Annotated in this window: 21 protein-coding genes; 8 read left to right on the top strand and 13 right to left on the bottom strand. The window is 62.4% G+C overall.

Annotated elements, in window-relative coordinates; translation table 11 throughout:
* Position 1: 1 nt before the first annotated feature.
* Complete coding sequence (locus EPJ54_RS16985; RefSeq protein WP_135212944.1) at positions 2-1,363, bottom strand: glutamine synthetase family protein; 1,362 nt, start codon at positions 1,361-1,363, stop codon at positions 2-4.
* A gap of 295 nt (positions 1,364-1,658) precedes the next feature.
* Between EPJ54_RS16985 and EPJ54_RS16980 the strand changes: the two genes are divergently transcribed.
* Complete coding sequence (locus tag EPJ54_RS16980) at positions 1,659-2,339, top strand: GntR family transcriptional regulator (protein WP_135212943.1); 681 nt, start codon at positions 1,659-1,661, stop codon at positions 2,337-2,339.
* A gap of 110 nt (positions 2,340-2,449) precedes the next feature.
* Here the strand turns inward: EPJ54_RS16980 and EPJ54_RS16975 are convergent, their stop codons facing one another.
* From EPJ54_RS16975 to EPJ54_RS16940, 8 genes are all read right to left on the bottom strand, one after another.
* Positions 2,450-3,826: an aspartate aminotransferase family protein gene (locus EPJ54_RS16975; protein ID WP_135212942.1), complete on the bottom strand. Its 1,377-nt coding sequence runs from the start codon at positions 3,824-3,826 to the stop codon at positions 2,450-2,452.
* Positions 3,827-3,859: 33 nt separating this feature from the next.
* On the bottom strand, positions 3,860-4,621 hold the full coding sequence (locus EPJ54_RS16970; RefSeq protein ID WP_135212941.1) for a gamma-glutamyl-gamma-aminobutyrate hydrolase family protein: 762 nt from the start codon (positions 4,619-4,621) through the stop codon (positions 3,860-3,862).
* Positions 4,622-4,633: 12 nt separating this feature from the next.
* Complete coding sequence (locus EPJ54_RS16965; protein ID WP_420823048.1) at positions 4,634-5,704, bottom strand: ABC transporter ATP-binding protein; 1,071 nt, start codon at positions 5,702-5,704, stop codon at positions 4,634-4,636.
* Positions 5,705-5,813: 109 nt separating this feature from the next.
* Complete coding sequence (locus EPJ54_RS16960) at positions 5,814-6,698, bottom strand: ABC transporter permease (protein ID WP_239590995.1); 885 nt, start codon at positions 6,696-6,698, stop codon at positions 5,814-5,816.
* Positions 6,698-7,603: an ABC transporter permease gene (locus EPJ54_RS16955; RefSeq protein WP_135212939.1), complete on the bottom strand. Its 906-nt coding sequence runs from the start codon at positions 7,601-7,603 to the stop codon at positions 6,698-6,700. Before EPJ54_RS16955 ends, EPJ54_RS16960 begins: the two co-directional genes overlap by 1 nt.
* Before the next feature lie 158 nt (positions 7,604-7,761).
* Positions 7,762-8,868 (bottom strand): ABC transporter substrate-binding protein, encoded by a 1,107-nt coding sequence (locus EPJ54_RS16950; RefSeq protein WP_135212938.1) that lies wholly within the window; start codon positions 8,866-8,868, stop codon positions 7,762-7,764.
* 71 nt (positions 8,869-8,939) lie between these two features.
* The gene (locus EPJ54_RS16945) at positions 8,940-10,313 is read right to left on the bottom strand and encodes a glutamine synthetase family protein (protein ID WP_135212937.1); all 1,374 of its coding nucleotides are present in this window, start codon (positions 10,311-10,313) and stop codon (positions 8,940-8,942) included.
* Complete coding sequence (locus EPJ54_RS16940; RefSeq protein ID WP_239590994.1) at positions 10,310-11,653, bottom strand: transaminase; 1,344 nt, start codon at positions 11,651-11,653, stop codon at positions 10,310-10,312. Before EPJ54_RS16940 ends, EPJ54_RS16945 begins: the two co-directional genes overlap by 4 nt.
* Before the next feature lie 132 nt (positions 11,654-11,785).
* On the opposite strand from EPJ54_RS16940, the gene EPJ54_RS16935 reads away from it, so the two are divergent.
* The 5 genes from EPJ54_RS16935 (at position 11,786) to EPJ54_RS16915 (ending at position 16,859) form a co-directional block, all read left to right on the top strand.
* The gene (locus EPJ54_RS16935) at positions 11,786-13,810 is read left to right on the top strand and encodes a penicillin acylase family protein (protein WP_135212935.1); all 2,025 of its coding nucleotides are present in this window, start codon (positions 11,786-11,788) and stop codon (positions 13,808-13,810) included.
* A gap of 65 nt (positions 13,811-13,875) precedes the next feature.
* Entirely contained in the window at positions 13,876-14,127 is a 252-nt protein-coding gene (locus EPJ54_RS16930; protein WP_135212934.1) for an HP1242/YdcH family protein, read from the top strand.
* 51 nt (positions 14,128-14,178) lie between these two features.
* Complete coding sequence (aptA, locus tag EPJ54_RS16925) at positions 14,179-15,501, top strand: omega-aminotransferase AptA (RefSeq protein ID WP_135212933.1); 1,323 nt, start codon at positions 14,179-14,181, stop codon at positions 15,499-15,501.
* Entirely contained in the window at positions 15,498-15,998 is a 501-nt protein-coding gene (locus EPJ54_RS16920) for a GNAT family N-acetyltransferase (protein ID WP_167755803.1), read from the top strand. Before aptA ends, EPJ54_RS16920 begins: the two co-directional genes overlap by 4 nt.
* Before the next feature lie 63 nt (positions 15,999-16,061).
* Positions 16,062-16,859 carry a DUF1295 domain-containing protein gene (locus EPJ54_RS16915; protein ID WP_239590993.1) on the top strand — a complete coding sequence of 266 codons (798 nt, stop codon included), beginning with the start codon at positions 16,062-16,064 and terminating at the stop codon, positions 16,857-16,859.
* Here the strand turns inward: EPJ54_RS16915 and EPJ54_RS16910 are convergent.
* The gene (locus tag EPJ54_RS16910) at positions 16,852-18,879 is read right to left on the bottom strand and encodes an ATP-dependent helicase (RefSeq protein WP_135212931.1); all 2,028 of its coding nucleotides are present in this window, start codon (positions 18,877-18,879) and stop codon (positions 16,852-16,854) included. The two genes, EPJ54_RS16915 and EPJ54_RS16910, sit on opposite strands and share 8 nt — an antisense overlap.
* 41 nt (positions 18,880-18,920) lie before the next feature.
* The gene (locus EPJ54_RS16905; RefSeq protein ID WP_135212930.1) at positions 18,921-19,361 is read right to left on the bottom strand and encodes a DUF2834 domain-containing protein; all 441 of its coding nucleotides are present in this window, start codon (positions 19,359-19,361) and stop codon (positions 18,921-18,923) included.
* A 60-nt stretch (positions 19,362-19,421) separates the two neighbouring features.
* Between EPJ54_RS16905 and EPJ54_RS16900 the strand changes: the two genes are divergently transcribed.
* Entirely contained in the window at positions 19,422-20,744 is a 1,323-nt protein-coding gene (locus EPJ54_RS16900) for an MFS transporter (RefSeq protein WP_135212929.1), read from the top strand.
* Positions 20,745-20,757: 13 nt separating this feature from the next.
* Here EPJ54_RS16900 and EPJ54_RS16895 read toward each other — a convergent pair whose 3' ends face one another.
* Positions 20,758-21,567: a hypothetical protein gene (locus EPJ54_RS16895; RefSeq protein WP_135212928.1), complete on the bottom strand. Its 810-nt coding sequence runs from the start codon at positions 21,565-21,567 to the stop codon at positions 20,758-20,760.
* A 257-nt stretch (positions 21,568-21,824) separates the two neighbouring features.
* On the bottom strand, positions 21,825-22,937 hold the full coding sequence (gene ald / locus EPJ54_RS16890; RefSeq protein ID WP_135212927.1) for an alanine dehydrogenase: 1,113 nt from the start codon (positions 22,935-22,937) through the stop codon (positions 21,825-21,827).
* A gap of 119 nt (positions 22,938-23,056) precedes the next feature.
* On the opposite strand from ald, the gene EPJ54_RS16885 reads away from it, so the two are divergent.
* Positions 23,057-23,536, top strand: coding sequence for an Lrp/AsnC family transcriptional regulator (locus EPJ54_RS16885; RefSeq protein WP_135212926.1), 480 nt, complete (start codon positions 23,057-23,059; stop codon positions 23,534-23,536).
* The last annotated feature ends 55 nt before the right edge of the window (positions 23,537-23,591 follow it).

Genomic DNA, 23,591 nt, shown 5'->3' with positions numbered 1-23,591 from the left:
TTCAAACCTTGAGCAGCAAGTGGTCGCGTTCCCAGGACGAAATCACGCCCTCGAAATTGCTGAGCTCATGCGCCTTGATCATCTGGAACGCCGTGCAGAAATGCTCGCCCAGCAATTCGATCACCGGCTGGCACGTCTTGAAGCGATCGAGCCCTTCGCTCAGCGTGCGCGGCAGGGTGCGCGCCCATTTGTACGCGCTGCCCTGCACCATCTCGTTCGGCGCGATCTTGTCGCGAATGCCGATATAGCCGCACACCAGCACCGCCGCGATCGCCAGATACGGGTTCGCGTCCGCACCCGGCAGGCGGTTCTCGATGCGACGATTTTCCGGTCGCGAAATCGGCACGCGCAGACCGCACGAGCGATTGTCGTAACCCCATTGCAGATTGATCGGCGCGGAAAAATCCGGCCGCATCCGGCGGAACGAATTCACGTTCGGCGCAAACAGCGGCGTCACATCGCCCAGGTATTTCTGTAAGCCGCCGACGAAGTGTCGGAACATATCGGTGTTGCCATCGACGCCTTCCGCCTTCTCGACGCCGAACAGATTATTGCCCTTCTTCGCGTCCACTACTGAGACATGCAGGTGCATCGCCGAGCCTGGCTGGTTCTCCATGGGCTTGGCCATAAACGTCGCATAGACGCCATGCTTCAGCGCGACCTGGCGCACGATGCGCTTAAACACCAACACCTGATCCGAAACGTGCACCGGATCGCCGTGATTGAAATTGATCTCGAGCTGCGCGGTGCCGCTTTCGTGGATCATCGTATCGAGATGCAGCGACGCGGCTTCCGCATGCTCATAAATCGTCTCGATCAGATCTTCGTATTCGGTGATTGCTTCCAAGCCATAGGGCTGCGGCGACGTTTCCGAACGCCCTGAGCGCCCTGCCGGCGGCATCAACGGCAAATCCGGATCGGTGTTCACCTGCGTTAGATAGAATTCCAATTCCGGCGCCACCATCGGCCGGAGCCCCAACTTCTCATACAGCTCGACCACGCGCTTCAGCACATAACGCGGCGCGATATCGTAGGGCTCGCCGCTGGTGTGATACGCGTCGGCGAACACGAACGCTGTCGGCGTTTTGTAACCGGGCGCCACGCAGAGCGTTTCGAGATCGGGGCGCAACACGACGTCCGGGTCCTGCATCGACAATGCTTCATCCGCGTCGTCGGCATACTCGCCCGTCACCGTGAGCAGATAAATGCTCGACGGAATCCGCAACGAACCATCGCGCTCGCTCTGCAGGAATTTCTGCGCCGGGAACACCTTGCCCCGCACCACGCTGTTGAGATCGGGCACGAGGCATTCCACCTCGGCGATGCCGCGTTCCTTGATCCAATTGGCGAAACTCTTTTCCATATATCACACTTCGGTTTGCAGGCGTGCACGCGCAAACGCGCCGGAATGGCGCGCGAAAACCGCACATGAATTTCTTTCAAACGAGCGCGGCGCGATTAAGTGCGTGCAGCGGAGAGCCACTCGCAGGCCACGCCCATCGGCCCTCTGACGAAGGCTGCGGGAGCGCATAAGTCACCTGATGTCTCAGTATGCTGGGGCGCCCAATGGCAAGTCAAGCCAACGCACAGATGGATTGAGCGACATTCGCCTGACGTTTTTCCGTGCTTTTCAAGGCGCCATCTGGTTAAGCTTCAGAATGGACCGCGAACTCGAAGACGCCGAAGAGGGCCTCAATACGGCCGTTTACGCTGAATTGCGGACGCGTCTCGTGACCGGCCGCATGGCGCCGGGACATGAACTTTCCACGCGCGGCATTGCCGCCGAATTGGGCGTGAGCCAAACCCCGGTGCGCGATGCGTTGTCACGATTGTCGGCCGAAGGCGCGGTCTCCATTCGCTCCAAGCGCCGCGTGCGTGTGCCGCCGATGACGAGTGAGCGGTTCGAAGATTTGCTGCGTTGCCGCTTGATGTTGGAGCCGGAAGCCGCAGCGCTCGCACTGCCGCATCTTGATGCAGCGCACATCGCGCGTTTGCGCGAAATCGATGCCGCGCTCGACGCGGCAATCACCAGTGGCGATACTGACGCGTACATGAAGACCAATCACGATTTCCACTTCACGCTCTATCGCGCCACCGGTCGGCGGACGATGACGCAATTGATCGAAACGCTCTGGCTGCAATTCGGCCCATTCATGCGCGTCGTGCACGGCCGCGTCAGCGGCGCACATTTGAACGACAGCCACCAAGCCGCCATCCGCGCCGTCGAAGCGCGCGACGCCAGCGCACTCCGCACCGCCATCGCCGCCGACATCTCCGACGGCATGGGCCTAATCGGCCGGAATGGTTTGGCCACGACGCACGAAGCGCTCACCGCGTAACCGCTCACCCGTTTAAGGGGGAGCTGTCGCGTAAGCGACTGAGAGGGCTTGGCGGCACGTCCCCCTCCCCGTCGCTTCGCTCCGGACCTCCCCCGCAGGCGGGGGAGGAGCTAAAGCGCGCGCAATTCGGGCTCAGCCTCACGCAGCGATCGTCCGATAATGTCGATCATCCGATCGATCTCGGCTTTGGTGATGATCAGCGGCGGGCACATCACGATCGAGTCGCGGATGCCGCGCACCATCAGGCCGTTCTTGATGCAATGATCGCGCACGATCGGCCCAGCCTTGCCCTCTTCGCCGGTGAAGCGCTCGTTCGTACCCTTCTTCGACACGATCTCAACCGCGCCAATCAGACCAAGCGAACGCACTTCACCAACGATCGGATCATCCGCGATGCGCTTTAGCGCTTCGGCGAAATACGGGCCGATGTCGTTCTTCACGCGCCCGACCAAACCTTCGCGCTCGATGATCTCGATATTCTTCAGCGCCACCGCCGCCGCCACCGGATGGCCAGAATAGGTGTAGCCGTGAATGAAATCGCCGCCCTTCTCGCGCAGCACCTCGACGATCTTGTGCGACACGCCGACCGCCGAAATCGGCAGATAGCCTGACGACAAGCCCTTCGCCATCGGCACGAGATCGGGCGTCACGCCGAAATGCTGGAAGCCGAACCACTCGCCCAGGCGGCCAAAGCCGCAGATCACCTCGTCCACGACCAGCAGGATGCCGTACTTTTTGCAGATCGCATCGACGCGCTTCCAATAGGACTTCGCCGGAATGATCACCCCGCCCGCGCCCTGCACAGGCTCACCGATGAACGCGGCGACATTCTCCGGGCCTACTTTAAGGATGCGATCCTCGATCTCCTGCGCCGCGCGCGCCGCAAATACCTCTTCGTCTTCGCCGAAACCTTCGCCGAACTTGTACGGCTGCATCACATGCTCGACGCCGGGGATCGGCAGATCGCCGATGGCATGCATCAGCTTCATGCCGCCGAGGCTCACGCCGGCAACCGTAGAACCATGATAGGCATTCCAGCGGCTAATGAAGACGTTGCGCTTCGGCTGGCCCAACGACTTCCAATAATGGCGCACCATGCGGAACACGGTGTCGTTCGCTTCCGAGCCTGACGAATTGAAGAACACATGCTTCAGATCGCCGCCGAGCTTCTCCGCAAGCTTTGCCGCGAGCAGCACGGTTGGCGGCGTCGCCGTCTTGAAGAACGTATTGTAGAAAGGCAGCTCGCGCATTTGCTGCGTCGCCGTTTCCACTAATTCTTCCCGGCCATAGCCGACATTCACGCACCAGAGGCCAGCCATGCCGTCGAGCAGCGCGTTGCCGTCGCCGTCATAGATGGTCGAGCCTTCGGCGCGCGTGATGATGCGGCTGCCACCAAGGCTGACGATCTCGGCGTAGTTTGCCTGCGCCGGCAGATGGTGTTCGATGTCGAGACGACGCAGTTCAGGAATATTATAATTGCGGGCCATGAGTTTCCTCGATCGTATGTTCTTGTTGGCGCGTTAAGCGCTGAGTTTGTCGCCGCGCAGCGCGCGGCCGAGCAATTGGAAGAAAACCTGGCTCTGCGGGTTTTCGTTGGCTTTCCACTCCGGGTGCCATTGCACTGCGAGCACCGGAGCGCCGTTCACCTGCGTCGATATCGCTTCGACGACGCCATCCGGCGCGACGGCTTCCACCTTCAAGCCAGATCCGAGTTTATCAACGCCCTGATAGTGCACGCTGACAATATCGATCTCGTCTTCCTTGTAGGCATTGTGCAGCACTCCACCCTCGATGAGCCTTACTGGGTGAATATGCTCGAAGAATTCGCTGAAGCTTTTGTCGTCGGGCGCGTGGTGCGGAATGAGCTCGGGATGCTCGGCCATGTCACGGCGCAGCGTGCCGCCGAACGCGACATTCAATTCCTGAAAGCCGCGACAAATGCCGAACACAGGCTTGCCAGCCTCGAGCATCGCCTCGATCAAACGCGCCGTCATCTCGTCGCGGTCCGGGTCGAAGGGACCGGGCGCGTCGTCCACCAATTCGCCATAACGCTTGGGGTCAAGGTTCGACGGCGTGCCCGTGAGCAACAAGCCATCAAGCCGCGTCGCCACCTCTTTCGCATGCATCAAGCCCGGCATCGCCGGCACGAGTAGGCCCGCCGCATCAGCGTAGGTGAGCGCGGAGACAAGATAACGCGTCATCACCGCTTGCGCGGCCTGTCCCTCGACATCGCGGTTGCAGGAAATGACGCCCAGAACGGGACGTTGTTGGTCGCTGTGCATGATCACTTCGCTTTAGGACAGCAGCACCGCCGGCGAGCACGCGTGCCACGCCAACCATACCGGCTCATCCCAGGTGAAATCTTCCTGGTCGTAGCGCGTCAAATTCGAGCGGAACGTCTTCACGCGCCGCCCGCTTTCGAGCTCCACTTCATATATGGTCTCGCTACCGAGGTAGACGATGTCGCGGATGATGCCGCCAACCACGTTGGTGCCGGCCGGCGCGTCTTCCATCTTCATGCCGGAGACGCCCGCTTCGCGCTTGTGCATCTCGATTTTCTCGGGCCGCAGCGCCACCCACACAGTCGAGCCGCGCGCGCCCGTCACGCCATGATCGAGATAAACCGGCGCCGTCAGCTCCGGCACCTGCACCAGAGCATGACCTGGCTCGTCTTCCGCCAATGTGCCTTCGAACATATTCACGCTGCCGACGAAGTCCGCGACGAAACGCGAGTTCGGGAATTCATAGAGATCGGCGGGCGTGGCCACCTGCGTCAGCACGCCGCGATTCATCACGGCGCAGCGTGTGGCGATAGCGAGCGCTTCGTCCTGATCGTGCGTCACCATAATGAAGGTGATGCCCACCTTCTCTTGCAGGCTCGTCAGCTCCGAGCGCATCTGATCGCGCAATTTGGCGTCGAGCGCTGAGAGCGGTTCGTCCAGCAGCAGCACGCGGGGCCGCTTCACCAGCGCACGCGCCAGAGCCACGCGCTGCCGCTGACCACCCGAAAGCTGATCCGGCATCCGCGCGCCCAAGCCGCCGAGCTTCACCAGCTCCAGCGCCTCTTCGACGCGCGTTTTGATCTCGCCGCCCGGCACGCCATCCATCTTCAGGCCGTAGGCGACGTTGTCGGCCACCTTCATGTGCGGAAACACGGCATAGGATTGAAACACCATGTTCACCGGCCGCTTGTTCGGCGGCAGCGCTGCCACATCCTTGCCGTCGATGAGCACGCGGCCTTCGGTCGGCGTCTCGAACCCGGCCAGCATGCGCAGCAATGTGGTCTTGCCGCAGCCGGACGGACCGAGCAGTGCGAAAAACTCGCCCTCGCGAATTTCTAGATTCACATTGTCAACCGCGACCATCTTGCCGAAGCGCTTGGTGATGCCTTCGAACTTGATGATGGCGTTCTCTTTGATGTGCGGCGCGGCCTTCGGCGCGGGGGCGTTAGAGTGCGCAATATCGGTCATTGCATCAAGCCTTCTGATCCGCGGGCGCCTTGTTCTGCATTTGCAGACCAATCGCCGTGAGAACCACAGTGAGAACAATCAGGATCGTCGAGGCGGCGTTGACCTCGGGCGTCACCGAGAAGCGCAGCATCGAATAGACCTTCACCGGGAACGTGATCGTGTCCGGCCCAGCGGTGAAGAAGGTGATGACGAAATCGTCCAGCGACAAGGTGAAGGCCAGCAATGCGCCTGCAATCAGGCCGGGCTGCATATGCGGCACCAACACGTCCCAGAACGTGCGCCATTCGCTCGCGCCCAAATCCTTGGCCGCCTCCTCCAGCTCGCGATTGAAGGACGCCAGCCGCGCCCGCACCACCGTCGCCACGAACGGGAACGCAAACGAGATGTGCGCAATCGTAATGGCGCCCAAATTCAACGGCCACGGCAAACCCATCGGCCACGGGAAAACGCGGGCGAAGAACACCAGCATCGCCACGCCCATGCAGATTTCCGGCACCACGATTGGCAGCGCCATGCCGCCTTCGACGGCCGTCTTCCCCGGAAAGCGGAAGCGCCACAGCATCACGGCCGCCAACGCGCCAAGGATCACAGAGAAGATCGTGGTGAAGAAGGCAATCGTCAGCGAATTCACGAACGCCTGGATCAGCGAGTCGTTCTGAAACACTTTCTCGTAATATTTGAGCGTGAAGCCGTTCCACACGATATTGCGGCGGCTGTCGTTGAAGCTGAACACCATCAGCGTGATCAGCGGCAAATAGAGAAACAGCAACGTCGCGCCGACGATCACGCGCAGCGGCCATTGCCGCATATATTCGAGCGGCCCCGGCTTTTCCCTTTTTGGACGCGCAAGCTTGGGCGTCGGCATCGAGGTGAGCGCTTCGTCGGCCATTACGCTCTCCGATCCGAACGACGCTGCATCATCGCCTGCACGAAGATCGCGATCACCGTGAGATACATGAGCAGGAAGGAAAGTGCGGCGCCAAACGGCCAATCATTGGCCCGCTTGAATTGCCGCTCGATCACGTTGGCGATCATCTGACTATCGGTGCCGCCCAACAGGTCCGGCGTCAGATACGAGCCAAGCGCTGGAATGAAAGTGATCAGCACGCCCGACGCGATCCCCGGCCCCGCCAACGGCACGACGACAGACCAGATTGTGCGGAAATGCCCAGCGCCCAGATCGAGGCTCGCTTCCATCAGCGAACGATCCATGCGGTCGAGCGCGGAATAGAGCGGCAGCACCATGAACGGCAGGTGCACATAGACGAGGCCGACGATGACCGCGAAATTATTATAGAGCAACGTCAGCGGCTCGAATTCACCGAGCGGCTGCATGCCCACCATCGTCATCAGCGATGAGGTATTGTTCCAGAACCATTCGAGCGTGAAATTCACGTAGCCCTGCTCGCGCAGCACGGCGATCAGCGCGAACGTCCGGATCAAAAGATTGGTCCAGAACGGCAGCATGATCAGCAGCAGCAGCCATGCTTTCAACTTCGGCGATGCGAACGCGATCGCCAACGCCACCGGGAAGCCAATCACCAAACACAGCAGCGTCGTAGCACCCGCGATGATGATGCTCTTCCAGAAAATCTGCAGATAGAGAGGTTCAAGCGCGCGCGCGTAATTCGCGAACGTGCCTGTCAGATCGATGGTGACGGGACCAGTGTTCTCGCCAAACGAGTACGCCCAGATCACCGCGAGCGGCACGAGGAAAAACAAGAACAGCCAAGCGATCGGCGGGATGGCAATCGCCGCGAACGCCGCTTTCGCGTTTTTCCAAGACTGCTCCATACGCTCCCTCGCTTGGCCTTCTCCCCTTGTGGGAGAAGGTGTCATCGCGAAGCGATGACGGATGAGGGGCACCGGCTCATCCGGCAGGCGCCGCGCCTGCACCCCTCACCCGGCGCTTCGCGTCACCCTCTCCCACAAGGGGAGAGGGTCGAAACGCATCACGCCGCGTTGATGCGCGTGAAGATTTCTTCGTACTGACGTGACTTATCGTCACCTTCGAACGCGCCGTATTCGCTGACGGCCATCACTTCGGCCGGCGGGAAGATCACGCGATTGCTTTGATATTCAGGCCCCATCAAAGCTGCGACCGCCGCGTTCGGCGTCGGGTACTGAATTTCTTCGGTAATCTTTTTGCCGGCTTCGGCGTCGAGCAGATAATTGATGAAAGCATGCGCGTCATCAACGTGCGGCGCGCCCGTCGGGATGCACAAGCAATCCGAATTGATCAACGTGCCTTCCGTGGGCACCACGAAGTCAAACGCCTCGCCGCCGGGGCCAGCCATCAGCTGCGCGATGTCGCCATTGTATTCGAGCACGATGTCCACTTCGCCCGCGGCCAGCAAATCCTGACCATCGTCTTCGTGGAACGCTTTGATATGCGGCTTCTGGCGGATCAGCATTTGCTCGATCTCAGCCAGCATCGCGTCCGGAATGCCATTGACCGAATGGCCCTTGTATTTCGCGCACAGACGGATGAGGTCCGCCGATTCCGAGAGCAGCGCGAGGCGCTGCGAGAATTGCGGGCTGTCGAACAGATAGCGCCAGGAATTCGGCACGAAACCGGCCGGCATGCGGTCCTTGCGATAGGCGATGCCGAGCACGAGCCAGGTATAAGGCATCGAATAGCGACGGCCCGGATCGAACGCGGCGTCTTGGAATTCCGGCAGCAAATTCGCCATGTTCGGGATCTTCGAATGATCCAATTCCATCAGCATCTGCGCTTGGCTCATGCGCGTCACGAATTCGTTCGACGGCACGATCACGTCAAAGCCCGGATTGCCCGCACGCAAACGTGCGAACAATTCGTCGTTCGTTGCGAACAAGCTCATCTCGACGCGCGCACCAGCAGCGGCCTGGAAATCTTCCAACGTCGTTGGGCCGATATACGTATCCCAATTGTAGAAGTTCACGACGCGCTCGGAGCCGCCGCCTTGGCGGCCGCACGCCGAAAGCCCGCCCGCAAACGAGATGCCGATCGCGGCGGCGCCGAATTGCTGAAGTAGCGAGCGGCGCGAGGCGCCTCGGATGTACTTACCCTTCGACATGGAACTGCCCTTTCCTGATCCTGCGCCACCCTAACGAGCGGCCCCCCCGTGATTGCGACCACAGCTAGCCGCTAACAAGCACGCAAATACCAGTCATAATCAACATCTGTGATCACGCTTTGGAAGCGTTCTTGCTCCGTGCGCTTTACGATGGCGTACATGCGCACAAAACGGTCACCCAGATAACCCTTGAGCACCGCCGAATCCGCGAAGCGATCGACCGCCGCGAACCAATTTGTCGGTATCCGCTCGCCGCCTTCCGATTGCGCGTAGCCGTCGCCGACGATCGCGGGGCCTGGATCAATCTTGTTGGTGATCCCGTGATGCACCGCAGCAAGCAATGCTGCGAGTGCGAGCGTCGGATGCGCATCGGCGCCGGCGACGCGGTGCTCGATGTGACGCGTGTTCGGCGCACCGGCCGGTACGCGGAACGATACGGTGCGATTGTTGACGCCCCATGTCGGCGCGACCGGCGCGTATGAGTTCGCCTTGAAGCGGCGATACGAATTCGCATTCGGCGCATAGATCGCCATCGAATCCGCGAGCAACGCTTTCATGCCGCCAACGGCGTGCGCCAACACTGGCTCGCCTTCCGGTTTGTCGGACGCGAACACGTTCTTGCCGGCCTTATCATTGACGCTGACGTGCAAATGCATGCCCGAGCCCGCGAGATCGGCGAACGGTTTCGCCATGAACGTCGCTTCGCAGCCGTGGCGCAGTGCAACACCCTTGGCCGCACGCTTATAGAGCACCGCATCATCGCCCGCGCGCTGCGCATCGGCGTGGTGCTTCAACGTCAATTCCAATTGGCCCGGCGCATATTCGCTGATCGCGCCTTCAAGCGGCACGCCCATCGCGTCGGCCGCGGCCCAAAGCTCGCGCAGGAAAGGCGCCGCCTCCTCCACTTCGCGCAGGCCATAGACTTGATGCTGCGTCGGCCGATCGCCCGTCAGCGGCGAGGGCGGCAATTGAATTTTGCCATTCGCGGTGCGCCGCGCATCGACCAGATAATATTCCAGCTCGCACGCCACCACCGGCACGAGCCCATCGGCAGCGAAGCGATCGATCACGCGTTGCAGCACATGGCGCGGGTCGAGATCGTGCGGCTTGCCGTCAAGCTCGTACATCGACACCGGCACTTGCCCGACGTCCGGGCCCAACCACGGCGCGGGCGTCAAGCGCCCCGCAATCGGCCGCGCCACACGATCGGCGTCGCCATCCTCCCACACCAAGCCGGTCGCTTCGACGTCCTGGCCGGTAATATCGTTCACCAGGATCGAGCCCGGCAGGAAGCGCCCCTGCGCATACACAGCCTCGATCTCGTGACGGCGCAGGCGCTTGCCGCGCGGCACGCCCGCCATGTTCGTGAAGAACACTTCGAAGAATTGGATCTCGGGATGGGCGTCGAGGAAGGCTTTGACTTCCTTCGGATCGGCAATGCTCATGTAGCGCTTTCTTGGGAATATGCAGACGCGAAGCTATCGACCGCCGCGACGAGGCGGTCAATCTGTGCGCTGGTCGTCGCAGGGCAGACCAGCATCATCATGTGAAACGGCGCGATCAACACGCCGCGATTGATCAGATACAAATGGAGCGCATGGTTCAGCTCATGCTGCGCTAACGCTGGCCGCATCTCGGCTGCGTTTTTTGGCGGAACTGAAGCAAACACGATTTCAATTCGCGCGCCTTGATGAATCACGCACCAAGGCAGATCGTGCTTCTTGATAACGGCCCAAAGCGCCTCACCCAGTTCAAAGCCGTTCCGCGTCATCGTCTCGTATGCTTCCGGCGTCGCCAATTCGCGCAAAGTTGCGCCGATGGCCGCGATTCCCATCGCGTTGCCAGATAGCGTCGTGCCAATTCCGGAGCGACCTGAGCTGCGTGGAACGGCGGCTATCTTCTCAGCCAACTCCGATGTGACACCCCAGACAGCCGCGGGAAAACCTCCCGCTATCGCCTTGCCGACGACTAACGCATCCGGTGTCAAGCCGCGCTCTTTGGCAGCCCCCGCCCAACCAACCGATAACGTATGGGTTTCGTCTATAATCAGCAGCGCGCCGGCCTTCTTCGCCAACGCCTGCGCGCGCTTCCAGAAATTCTCTTCCGGCAGGATCATGCCGCAATTGGTCATCGCCGGCTCGGCCAACACCGCTGCCACATCGCCCTGCGCCAACGCCGCTTCCAGCGCGCCTATGTCATTGAACGGCACCGCGCGCGTCGTGCGCGTGATGTCGAGCGCTTGACCTACGAGCCCCGCATCAGAGCGCGTCCGCCCATGTCGCAGCTCGACGAAGCAATCCTCGACCATGCCGTGATAACAGCCATCGAACACGACGATCACCGGCTTCTTCGTCACCGCCCGCGCCCAACGGATCAAAGCGCGGTTCGCATCGGACGCTGAAAGCGTCGTCTGCCAAAACGGCAGCCCAAAACGCTCAGCCAACAGTGCGCCAACTTCAGCCGCCTCTTCCGTTGGCAACATAAAGGTCGCGCCGCGCGCCGCTTGTGCCGCCACTGCGCGCGCAATCTCCGGCCGCGCATGGCCAAACATGCCCGGCGTGTCGCCGAGGCAAAAATCGTCATACGTGTTGCCGTCGATATCGGTGAGCGTGGCTCCCTCGCCGCGCGCCGCGACGATCGCGGCGGGTGCGGCCCAATCCTTCATCCAATGGAATGGCGCGCCAAACAGCCAATGCGCCTCCAAAGCGCCGGCCTCGGCCACGCTCTTCGCGTGCGTGTCGCGAAAGCGCGCCTCCTCGCGTGCAATGATCCCGGCCAAGCCCATAAACGCCTCTACCATCCCTAAAAGCGCCGATCCAGTCTGTGATCACAAGCCTATCTGGACTATCGAAGTAGTCACGCCGCCGCGCTTGCGGCCCTGATCGGGTCCAGCCACAGTGCGCGCTTGGGGGAAAACATGAAACGCATCGCGGCGCTGCTCGTCACACTCGCGTTCGCGGCCTGCGCACCCGCGCCCGCCGCCCCCAACGTCACCTATAACCCCACCATCACGCGCGACGCCTACGGCGTACCCAGCGTGCATGGCGCCACTGACGCCGAAGCCGCTTACGGCCTCGCTTACGCCCACGCCGAGGACAATTTCGCCACCATCCAGCTCGTCATCCTCGCCGCACGCGGTCGCCTTGGCGCCCATCTCGGCGAAGAGGGCGCGCGCGGCGACTTCCTTTGGCATCTGATCGACGTCGAAGGCGCGGTCCAAGCCGGCTACGAGCGCGATCTCTCACCCGAGTTCCGCGATATCATCGAAGCCTACGCCGCCGGCCTCAACGCCTACGCCGCCGAGCATCCTGACGAAGTGCTGCCCGGCGCGCGCAACGTCACCGGCCGCGACGTCGCCGCGGGCTCAGCGCTCACCGTGCCGTTGTTCTGGGGCTTCGAACGCACGCTCGGCCTCGTTGCTGACGAGAGCGCGCATCCGTGCGCCGCTGAACAAGCGCAAGCGCCCTCGATCGATTGGGGCTCCAACGCCTTCGCCGTCGCGCCCTCGCGTTCAGACGACGGCCACACCAGACTCATCGTCAATTCGCACCAACCTTGGGCCGGCCCCGTCGCCTGGTATGAAGCGGGTGTTTCCAGCGACACTGGCTGGCGCATGCATGGCGGCCTCTTTCCCGGCGCGCCCTTCCCCGTGCTCGGCACGAACGGCCATCTGGGCTTTGCCGCCACGGTCAATCTGCCGGACCTCGCCGACATCTACCAACTCACCACCGACGACGCGCATCGCGATCAATATTTCTTCGACGGCGCATGGCGTCGCTTTGAGACGCGCACGATCTGGCTCTGGGTGAAGATGGGCTGGTTCACCATCCCCGTGCCGCGCACTTTGCGTTATTCCGTACACGGCCCCGCCTTCGAAACCGCCGATGGTTGGGTCGCGGTGCGCTACGCCGCCGCCGGCGAAATCCGCGCGATGGAGCAATTCTATCGTATGGGCCGCGCCGAGAATTATCAGCAATGGCGCGAAGCGATGGCGATGCGCGCCATCCCTTCGTTCAATTTCATGTACGCCGACGCCACCGGCCGCATTGGCTATCTCTACAACGCCGCGATGCCCAACCGCGCGCCCGATCAGGATTGGTCCGGCTGCCTCCCCGGCGACGTCAGCGCCAACGTCTGGGCCCACGACGATCTGATCAATGTGCCCGAATTGATTGATCCAAGCTCCGGCTGGATCGCCAGCACCAACGGCGCGCCGTGGTATTCGACTGATGAGGCCGCCAACATTCAGCCCTCAGACTTCCCGGACGCTGCGCCCTTCATCGAAACCTACATCACCAATCGCGGCTATCGCGCCGTCGAAATCCTCTCGCCGCTGCGCACGATCAGCGACACACAATTGCTCGCCGCGAAATTCGATCTTGTCTCCAGCGAGCGCTCGCGGACCGTCGAGATGGTCAACACCATCCTTGCGGCAAACGCAGCCAACGATTCCGAACTGGCCGAGATTCAAGCCCTGCTGCGCAGCTGGGATCGCCGCGCCGCCAATGATAGCCCCGCCGCCGCGCTCGTCGGCCTAAGCTTCATCCCGATTTACAACGCGCGCCGCGAGGGCCGCCCGCTGCCGGACGCGCTCGAAAGCGTGCGCGTCGCCGCCACGCATCTGCGCACCCATTTCGGCCGCATCGATCCCCCGCTCGGCGAGGTGCTGCGCTTGCGCCGCGGCGACGTCGATCTCCCGCTCGAGGGCGCGCCCGACACATTGCGCGCGCTGCGCTGGGCCGAAGAGCCCGACGGCCGCCTCAACGCCGATTTCGGCGACGGCTTCATGATGGTGATGGATTGGGCGCCCGATGGCGCACTCTCCACGCGCGTCATCCATCAATGGGGCGCCAGCGAACACCCCGAGAGCCCGCATTACAACGACCAGAGCGAGATGTTCGCCGGCTACCAATGGCGCACGCTCGACCTCGACGGCCGCTGAGTTTGCTTCGCCTCAAAACGGCGCATCGCCCGATCCGCTAGCGTGCCCCTCCGAATGGAGGATGCATGCAAGTCGAACATCTGGACCAAGCCCTGGCTGAAGAATTCGCCGGCCACGGCGAAACCATCCACAAGCTCAAGATCGCCGATCCGCACTTCAAAACGCTGATGGAAAAGAACCACCAGCTTTGGACCCAAATCCAGAACATCCAAAACGGCCTGACGCCCGCCTCCGACGTCACGCTTGAGACGCTGGAGAAGCAGCGCCTGCATCTGCTGGACGAAATTGCAGCATGTGTGCGCAAAGCCGAAGTCTGATCTGCTGTCACACCCCTTGCGGTCGGGCGCGGCGCGGTCGCACAATAGCGCATGCCTGATACACCGCGCCCGAACTCGCTCGAATCTTTCTGGATGCCGTTTACGCCGAACAAGGCGTTCAAGGCGGACCCGCGTTTGGTCGCGCGCGCGGAGGGCATGTATTACTACACGCCGGACGGCCGCCAAGTGCTCGACGGCACGGCCGGCCTCTGGTGCTCCGCGGCCGGCCACGGCCGCAAGCAGATCACCGAAGCCATCCAACGCGCCGCCGCCGAACTCGACTTCGCGCCGACCTTCAACATCGCGCACCCGACCGCGTTCGAGTTCGCAAATCGTCTCAGCGAAATCCTGCCCGACGGCATGGATCGCATCCACTTCACCAATTCCGGCTCCGAGAGCGCCGACACCGCGTTGAAGATCGCGCTCGCCTATCAAAAGGCGCGCGGCAAGCCCGGCAAGTATCGTCTGATCGGTCGCGAGCGCGCCTATCACGGCGTCAATTTCGGCGGCATCAGCGTTGGCGGCATCGTGCGCAATCGTATGGGCTTTGGCCCGATGGTCGGCGGCGTCGACCACCTGCCGCATACGCTCGACATCGCGCGCAACGCCTTCTCGCGCGGCGAGCCTCCGCATGGCGTTGAATTCGCCGATGCGCTCGAACGCCTCGTGCAATTGCATGACGCAAGCACGATCGCCGCTGTCATCGTCGAACCCGTCGCCGGCTCCACCGGCGTGATCATGCCGCCCAAGGGCTATCTGAAGCGCCTGCGCGAGCTCTGCGACAAGCACGACATTCTGCTCATCTTCGACGAGGTCATCACCGGCTTCGGCCGCTTGGGCGCGCCGTTCGCGTCGCAATATTTCGACGTGAAGCCCGACATCATCACGATGGCGAAGGCGATCTCGAACGCGGCCGTGCCGATGGGCGCCGTCGCCTGCTCGCGCGAAATCTACGACACCATCCTGGCCAATTCCGAAACGCCGATCGAGCTCTTTCACGGCTACACCACGAGCGGCCACCCGCTCGCTTGCGCCGCCGCCCTCGCCACGCTCAACGTCTTCCGCGACGAACAACTCTTCGAGCGCGCCCGCGATCTCTCGCCCTATTGGGAAGAGGCGATGCATTCGCTGCGCGACGCGCCGCACGTGATCGACATCCGCAATCTGGGCCTCATCGGCGGCGTCGAACTCGCCCCGCGCCCCGGCGCACCCACGCAACGCGCGCTCGAAGTCTTCCGCTACGCCTTCGACAAAGGCGTCCTCATCCGCTGCACCAGCGACATCCTCGCCTTCTCCCCGCCGCTCATCGTGGAGAAGCACCAGATCGATCAAATCGTCGACGTGGTGCGCGAAGCACTGAAGACAGTGGCGTGATCGAACTCGTTGAAGACGCCGGGGCACTCGCACGCCTCGCGCCCGACGACATCGCGCGTCTTACAGACTCCGCCACCGCCGCCACCTTTTACGCCGCGTCGCTCAGCGACGAACAGATCGCCGCCAACAAGCGCATCATCACGATCAGCACCGCTTCCTGCGCAGCCGCCGCCGCGAACCCACACCAAGCCTTCATCGCCGCTTTCGACCACGACCGCCTCGCCGGCTTTGTCATCTCCACCCGCCACGCGGAAAACGACCGCGAACTCGATTGGCTCATGGTGCACCCCGATTTCCACGGCACGGCGGTCTCTCGCTTGCTCATGGAGCGCGGCATCGCTTGGCTCGGCGCCGATCAGCCGATGTGGCTCAACGTCATCGCCTTCAACCACCGCGCCATTCGCTTCTACGAGAAATTCGGCTTCGCCATCGACGCAGCAGCCCGCACGCATCATCTCGTCCCCCACGTCATCATGCGCCGGCCAGCGATTGCCTAGCGACGCCAATTTCTATTAGCTTCGCACTCGCGCGCGCCGCAGAGCGCGGCCCGGAGGCGACGCGTGAATCTCATCCTCGACATCCTCGCCACAAACCTCGCCATCTCAGCGGCGTTCTTCGCCGCGCTCTGGCTCATCAGCATTCGCCTCAAAGACCCGAGCTTCATCGATTCATGGTGGGCGCTGGGGGTGATCGTGTTGAGTTGGAGCACGTACGCCCAACTCGACGCGCCCGGCCCGCATGCGACGGCGCTGATGTTTCTCAGCACCGCGTGGGCGGTGCGGCTTGGCGTGTACCTGCTCTGGCGTTGGGGCAAGCACGGCAGGGATCGCCGCTACGAAAAACTCGCCGAACGCGCGCGCGCCAAGCACGGCTTGAACTTCGCGATGTTCGCATTGCTTTGGGTGTTCGCTCCACAATTGCTGTTGCAATTTTTCATGGCGCTGCCCGCCATGCTCGGCCAAATCCCCGCAACGCAAACCTTTGGCGCACTCGCCACCACCGGCCTCTGGCTCGCCATCTTCGGCATCCTCTACGAAGCCATCGCCGACGCGCAGCTCGCGCATTTCAAATCGCAGAGCGAGAATAGCGGCAAGGTGATGGATCGCGGTCTCTGGCGTTACTCACGCCACCCGAATTATTTCGCCGAGATGGTGACGTGGTGGGGCTTATGGCTCATCGCGCTCGATGCCGGCATGGGCCTCTGGAGCATCGCCGGCCCGATCCTGCTCACGTATCTCCTGACGCGCGTCAGCGGCGCACCCACCACCGAACCGCATCTCGCACGCACCAGGCCCGAATACGAAGCATACAAGAAACGCACCAGCGCGTTCTTCCCGCTTCCGCCAAAATCTAGCTAAACCGCCCGCGCGCTTTCGCGGCGAGATCGATCTTCGGCAACGGCCCGCGCGGGTACGGCGCTGTGCTATGCGTTTCGCTTTGCTGCGCCCACGCCTTCTGCTCAAACTTATCCAGCACCTTGCTCGGAATAAACCGCGAGCGATTGGCATAGACGTGCTTATCGCCGCCCTTGCTTTGCTGCGTGTGATAGAAACGCTGCGGCGTGATCAGGTGCAGATTGTCCTTCGCACGCGTCATTGCCACATAGAGCAGCCGCCGCTCCTCCTCCAATTCCGCGTTCGAGCCCGCGCCAAGATCAGACGGCATACATCCATCGACGACGTTCAGCACAAACACGTTCTTCCATTCCTGACCTTTGGCCGAATGGATCGTGGAGAGGATGAGATAATCGTCGTCTTTCAACGCCGGCCCGCTTTCGTCGCTGGTTGAGTTCGGCGGATCGAGCGTGAGATCGGTGAGAAAGCTTTGCCGCGCCGCGAACGTGGCGCCGATGCGTTGCAGCTGCTCGATGTCGGCCTTGCGCACGCGCGCGTCCTCGTAATGCTCCTGCATCAGCGGCTCATACCAGCGCGCGACCAGATCGAGATCGGCCGGCCACGCCGTCGCGCGCGTGAGTTCGCCCAGCATATCCTTCAGCGCGCCCCACGCTTCGCTTGCGCCCGCTGGCGGCGCGGTGTTGCGCACCGCGCCATAGGCGCCGCTTTCATCCATCGCGTCGAGAATACGCGCCGCTTTCGCTGGCCCCACGCCCGGCACCAGCTGCAACGTGCGGAAGCCCGCCAAGCGATCGCCGCCATTCTGCGCCCAACGCAGGATCGCAAGAAAATCCTTCACATGCGCGGCGTCGAGAAATTTGAGCCCGCCGAATTTCACGAACGGAATATCGCGCTTGGCCAGCTCCAGCTCCACAGGCGCGGAGAAATCCGCGGCGCGGAAAAGTACGGCCTGGCTCTTCAGATCAAGCCCGCGCTCGCGCGCTTCCAGCACGTGCTGGGCCACATAAGCCGCCTGCGCCGCCTCGTCGCGCACACTCACCAAATAGGGCGCGCCGCCGCCGCTACGCGTGGTGCGCAGATTTTTCGTGAAGCGCTCGCTCGCCAGGTCAATCACCGCGTTCGACGCTTCGAGGATCGGCCCGGTCGAACGATAATTCTGCTCCAACGTTACCAGCTGCGCGGGCGGCGTGAACGCCTTCGGAAAATCCAGAATGTTGCGCACGTCTGCGGCGCGGAACGAATAGATCGATTGCGCGTCATCGCCGACGACGGTGACGCCGCGCCCATCCGGCTTCATCGCCATCAGGATGCGCGCCTGCAATTTGTTGGTGTCCTGATATTCGTCGACCATCACATGATCGAAGCGCGCGCCCACCTCTTGCGCCAATGCCGGCTCTTGCATCGCCTCGGCCCAGAGCCAAAGCAGATCGTCGTAATCCAACACGTTCTGCTTTTGCTTGGCTTCCACATAGGCCGCGAACAGCGTCTTCAGCTCCGCTTCCCATTCGCGGCACCACGGAAACGCCGCAGCCAACGCATCGCTCACGGTTTCGTCCGCGTTCACGACGCGCGAATAGATGGCGAGGCACGTGCCCTTCATCGGAAAGCGCTTCGCGCCCGTCGCCACGCCAAGCTCTTGTCGCACCATGCCCATCAGGTCTGCGCTATCGGTGCGATCATGGATCGTGAATTCGGGATCAAGCCCGATCACCGGCGCCAATTCGCGCAACAGCCGCGCGCCGATGGCGTGAAACGTGCCCGCCCACGGAATCCGCACATCGCCAGCCATCATTTTGCCGACGCGCGCGATCATTTCGCTGGCCGCGCGACGCGAGAACGTGAGCAACAAAATTCGCGACGGATCGGCGCCGTTCGCCACTAAATGCGCCACGCGATGCGACAGCGTCTTGGTTTTCCCCGAGCCAGCGCCCGCGATCACGAGCAACGGCGCCAAGCCATGCTCCACCGCCGCGCGCTGCGCTTCGTTCAATTCATCCAAAGCCGACGCACTGATTCGCGACATCGAAACAGGCTGCCGTGTTTCGCCTTTGTTCGCAACGCGGCCTAGCTCAACACAAACCAGCTAAATCCAGCGATCGCAGCGGTAACGACAAGTATCCCCGCGACGTCCACCGCCTTCAGCGTCCATGCCCCGCCGAGCTCTGGCGTCTTCGCGATCCGCAATTCGCGCGCGATCATGAAGAGCGGAAACGTCACGCTGATCGCGACCATGAATCCCAACACAATGTAGAGCCACACGAAGCGCACGCCCAAGCGTCGCGCTTCGATGAACATGAACGCTACTGCCGCAAGCAGCAGGAGCAAGAGATCCACCGTGATCGAACGGCTCGCCGGATTGACGCGCGTCGCATTCAAAAAGGCGAGGCCCGCATCGCCGGTCTGATCCGGACCAAAATACGCAAGGTTCTGGCTCCACGTCGCGACCAGCGCCACGACAGCGATCAATGCATAAAAGCCAGTCAACCAGCGCTGCTGTTGCGTCATGGCGTTCCTCCCGCGCCGCGCAGCATGAGCTTGCTTCGTGGAACCGGCAAGCTAAAGGCTATGGCCAAACAGGGGGCAGCCATCACCACGACCGCCATCAACACGCCGCACACGCGCCGCGTGCTCACCGCCAGCCTCGTCGGCACCGCGGTCGAGTTCTACGATTTCTACATTTACGCGACGGCCGCCGCCCTCGTGTTTGGGCCACTCTTTTTTCCGTCGGACTCCCCGTCCGCGCAGCTCATGTCCAGCTACGCCACGTTCGCCATCGCCTTTATCGCGCGACCCGTGGGCGCTGTGTTCTTCGGCCATTTTGGCGACCGCATCGGGCGCAAATCCACGCTCGTCGCCTCGCTTATGCTGATGGGCGGCGCCACCTTTGCGATCGCGTTTCTGCCGACCTACGCGCAAGTCGGCTGGATCGCGCCGTTCTTACTTTGCGTGCTGCGCTTCGGCCAAGGCTTCGGCCTCGGCGGCGAATGGGGCGGCGCGGCTTTGCTCGCGGTTGAGAATGCACCGCCTGGCTGGAAAGCGCGCTTCGGCATGTTTCCGCAATTGGGCGCGCCTGTTGGCTTCCTTGCCGCGAACGGCTTCTTCCTGTTGCTCGGTCTTTTCCTCACGCAAGAACAATTCACGACCTGGGGCTGGCGCATTCCATTTTTGGCGAGTGCAGCGCTTGTGATCATCGGCCTCTGGGTGCGCTTGAAACTCACGGAAACGCCGGAATTCAAAGAAGCGCTTGAGAAGGCGCCGCCGCCGCACGCGCCGCTTGGCGAAGTGTTGGTGAAGCATTGGCCGCAAGTGCTCGGCGGCACGCTCGGCGCTGTCGCCTGCTTCGCCACTTATTATGTCGCGACCGCGTTTGCGCTCGGCTACGGCGTCGGCACGCTCGGCTATTCGCGCGAGACGTTCCTGATCGTGCAGCTCATCGCCATTCTCTTCTTGGCCATCGGCATCATCTGGGCCGGCGTGTGGGCCGACAAATCCAACCCGCGCACAGTGCTGATGACAGGCTGCGTGCTTACCGTACTCGCCAGCTTTGCGCTCGCGCCTTTGATGGGCTCGGGCTCATTGCTGTTGATCGGACTTTTCCTCGCGCTCGCGCAATTGCTCATGGGCTTCGTCTATGGCCCGCTCGGCGCTTGGCTGCCCGGCCTCTTCCCCGCGCGCGTGCGCTACACGGGCGCCAGCATCGCCTTCAATGTCGGCGGCATTCTCGGCGGCGGTCTGACGCCGTTGATCTCTGCTCAACTCGTGGAGCTGGGCGGACTCACCTATGTCGGCTTCTACCTCGGCGCCGCAACGGGCTTAAGCTTCCTCGCGCTGCTCTTCCTGCGCCAACGCAAACAGGAAGATGCTCCAACGCTGACGCCTGCGGTCTGATGCAACAGTGCGCTCAGGACGGGCAAGCCTCATCGCTCCTATCGGGATCGCGCGCCCAACCCGACACACCATTGGCGCGGGTGAGCTGAAGCCAGAAACCTTCCTGCGGATGGCGAGTCGCCGGCGGCTGATCCCAACGCACGACGACGTCATCAGGACTAAAGTCCGACATTTCACCGCGCCGCCAGAGCCCGACATACCCTTCGCCTTGGTAGGCCAGCTGGTAGATCACCTCGCCCGCTTCAAAGCGGTCGGTTGTTTCCAGCACGATCCCGCGCAGCGGCGCGGCGCGCAATCGGTATTCACCTGGCTGGACGCACGCACCGATAGAGACCGCGCCTATGATTCGCGAGGATGCATCGGGCTCCGCATAGAGAGGCCTCGCGACATTGAGCTGGATCGGCGGCGGCGTGCAGGTTTCGTCGAGGCAGTCGTTCGTCGCCTCGAACCCGCCCTCGTAGATGGGTTCAGGCGGCGGGATGTCTGGGCCGATCACGCGCGGATGCGTAAGCGCTGGGCTCCAACGCAAGGCCGGCGCGTCCGGCGCGATCGCCCATTTGTGGCAGAGCGGGCGCCCGTCCGAGGAGGCCTGCCCCAAACCACCAAAACAGGAATCGTCGCGAAAGCACTGCGCTTCGCGTCTAGCATAAGCTGGCGCCCAACTCCCATCGTACAGGTTTTGTACAAAGCACCGCGCCTGCGCCGCCTCTTCAGCCGTTGGCGCCTGCATCTCTGGCAGGATGACCTCAGGCTCCGCAATTGGCGCGCATGCGGACAGCGCCAAAGCGCCAAGCATCGAAGACAAAAGCGCGCGTAGTTTCATCCCGCCCCCCCAAGCCTAAGGCATGGGCGCGAGGAATCGCATCCTTGTCAACGCGAAGCGCGCGACGATTCTCCCAGGTCTTGAACCCGGCCTCGCTCCTCCTCGATGGAGGAGCTATCAGCGCGCAGCGGTGACTGAGGAGGTGTGGCCAATGGTCTAGACCAGTGAGCCTCCCGAGGCACATTCGTGACCACCGAGCACGAACCTCCTCCGCCGCTGCGCGGCGCCTCCTCCATCGAGGAGGAGGCTGGTCGTGCTTAGCCCAACCAATCCGGCCGCTTGAACGGCTTGCCGAGATCGCGCGCCACCGCTTCGTGCGTGATCGCGCCTTCATAGACGTTGAGGCCGTTCGCCAAATGCGGATCGTCCTGCAGCGCCTTCTTGTAGCCCTTGTTGGCCAGCGCCAGCGCAAACGGCAGCGTCGCATTGTTGAGTGCAAACGCCGACGTCCGTGACACCGCGCCTGGCATGTTGGCGACGCAATAATGCACGATGCCGTCGACCACGAAGGTCGGTTCGGAGTGTGTCGTCGGCTTCGAGGTCTCGAAGCAGCCGCCTTGGTCGATCGAAATATCGACCAGCACCGAGCCCGGACGCATCGTCTTCAACATCTCGCGCGTGATCAGCTTGGGCGCGGCAGCGCCCGCCACCAGCACGGCGCCGACGACGACGTCCGCTTCCTTGATCGCTTCGGCGATCGCGGCGCTCGTTGAATACACCGTCTCCAAACGGCCGTTGAACTCGCGGTCGAGTTCTTCCAGACGCGCCGGGTTCTTATCGAACACCTGCACGCGCGCGCGCATGCCCACCGCGATCTGCGCGGCGTTGTAGCCGGAGACGCCGGCGCCCAGGATCAAAACGCTCGCCGGCTGCACGCCCGGCACGCCGCCCATCAACACACCGCGCCCGCCATGCGCCTTCTCCAAGAAGTACGCGCCAACTTGGATCGACATGCGGCCCGCGACTTCCGACATCGGCTTCAGCAGCGGCAAACGCCCATCGCGATCCGTCACCGTCTCATACGCGATGCAGGTCGCGCCCGATTTCATCAGACCCGCCGCCTGCTCCGGGTCCGGCGCTAGGTGGAGATACGTGAACAGCAGGTGGTGCGGCTTCAGCCGCGCGATCTCGACTGCCTGCGGCTCCTTCACCTTCACGATCATGTCGGCTTGCTCAAACACGGCGTCCGCGTTCGGCAGGATCTTCACGCCGACCTTCTCGTACACGCTATCCGGCGCTCCGATGCCTTCACCGGCTTTGGTCTCCAGAAATACCTCATGCCCGGCGCGCACCAATTCGGCCGCGCTCTCCGGCGTCAGGCCGACGCGATATTCATGGACCTTGATTTCCTTCGGGCAGCCGACGCGCATGGGAATTTCTCCGCGAGAATGGGATTTTGACGCTCAAATATCCCATTTCTCGTGCACTTTCTTCCAAATACCGCTATTTTGAGGGCTCCACACGCCAATTTTCGAGCGCCAAACGCCAAATGTCGGAAAAATCTCCCAGCCGGCTCGACGCCTTCGACCAGAAGATCCTATTCGAGCTCGAGCGCGACGGCATGATGACCGCTGCGACCCTGGCCGAACGCGTCGGCCTTTCCCCCTCAGCGTGCCATCGGCGCGTCAAAGCACTCGAGGCTTTGGGCGTGATCGAAGGCTACGCCGCGATCCTTTCAGAAAACGCATTAGGCCGCAGCGCCACCGTGTTCGTCGCGGTGACGCTGGAGAATCAAAAGCAAGAAACGATGGCCGCCTTCGAACGCGCCGTCGCCAAATGCCGCGAGGTGCAAGACTGCCATCTGATGACCGGCGAGAGCGATTACCTCCTCCGCATCGTCATCGCCGACGACGACCGCTACGAGCGCGTGCACCAAGAAACGCTCTCGCGTCTGCCCGGCGTGCGCCGCCTCGTCAGCAATTTCACCATCCGCACCGTTTTCCGCCGCGCCGCAAGTGTGGCGCACTAATCGGTGTAGGCGCTTGAAACGCCGCGCTGCATCGCGACAATCGCCCCCAACTTCA

Source organism: Vitreimonas flagellata, assembly GCF_004634425.1.
Lineage (GTDB): Bacteria > Pseudomonadota > Alphaproteobacteria > Caulobacterales > Aquidulcibacteraceae > Vitreimonas > Vitreimonas flagellata.
The sequence above is the reverse complement of the archived record's forward strand: the minus strand, read 5'-3'. Positions and strand labels throughout refer to the sequence as shown.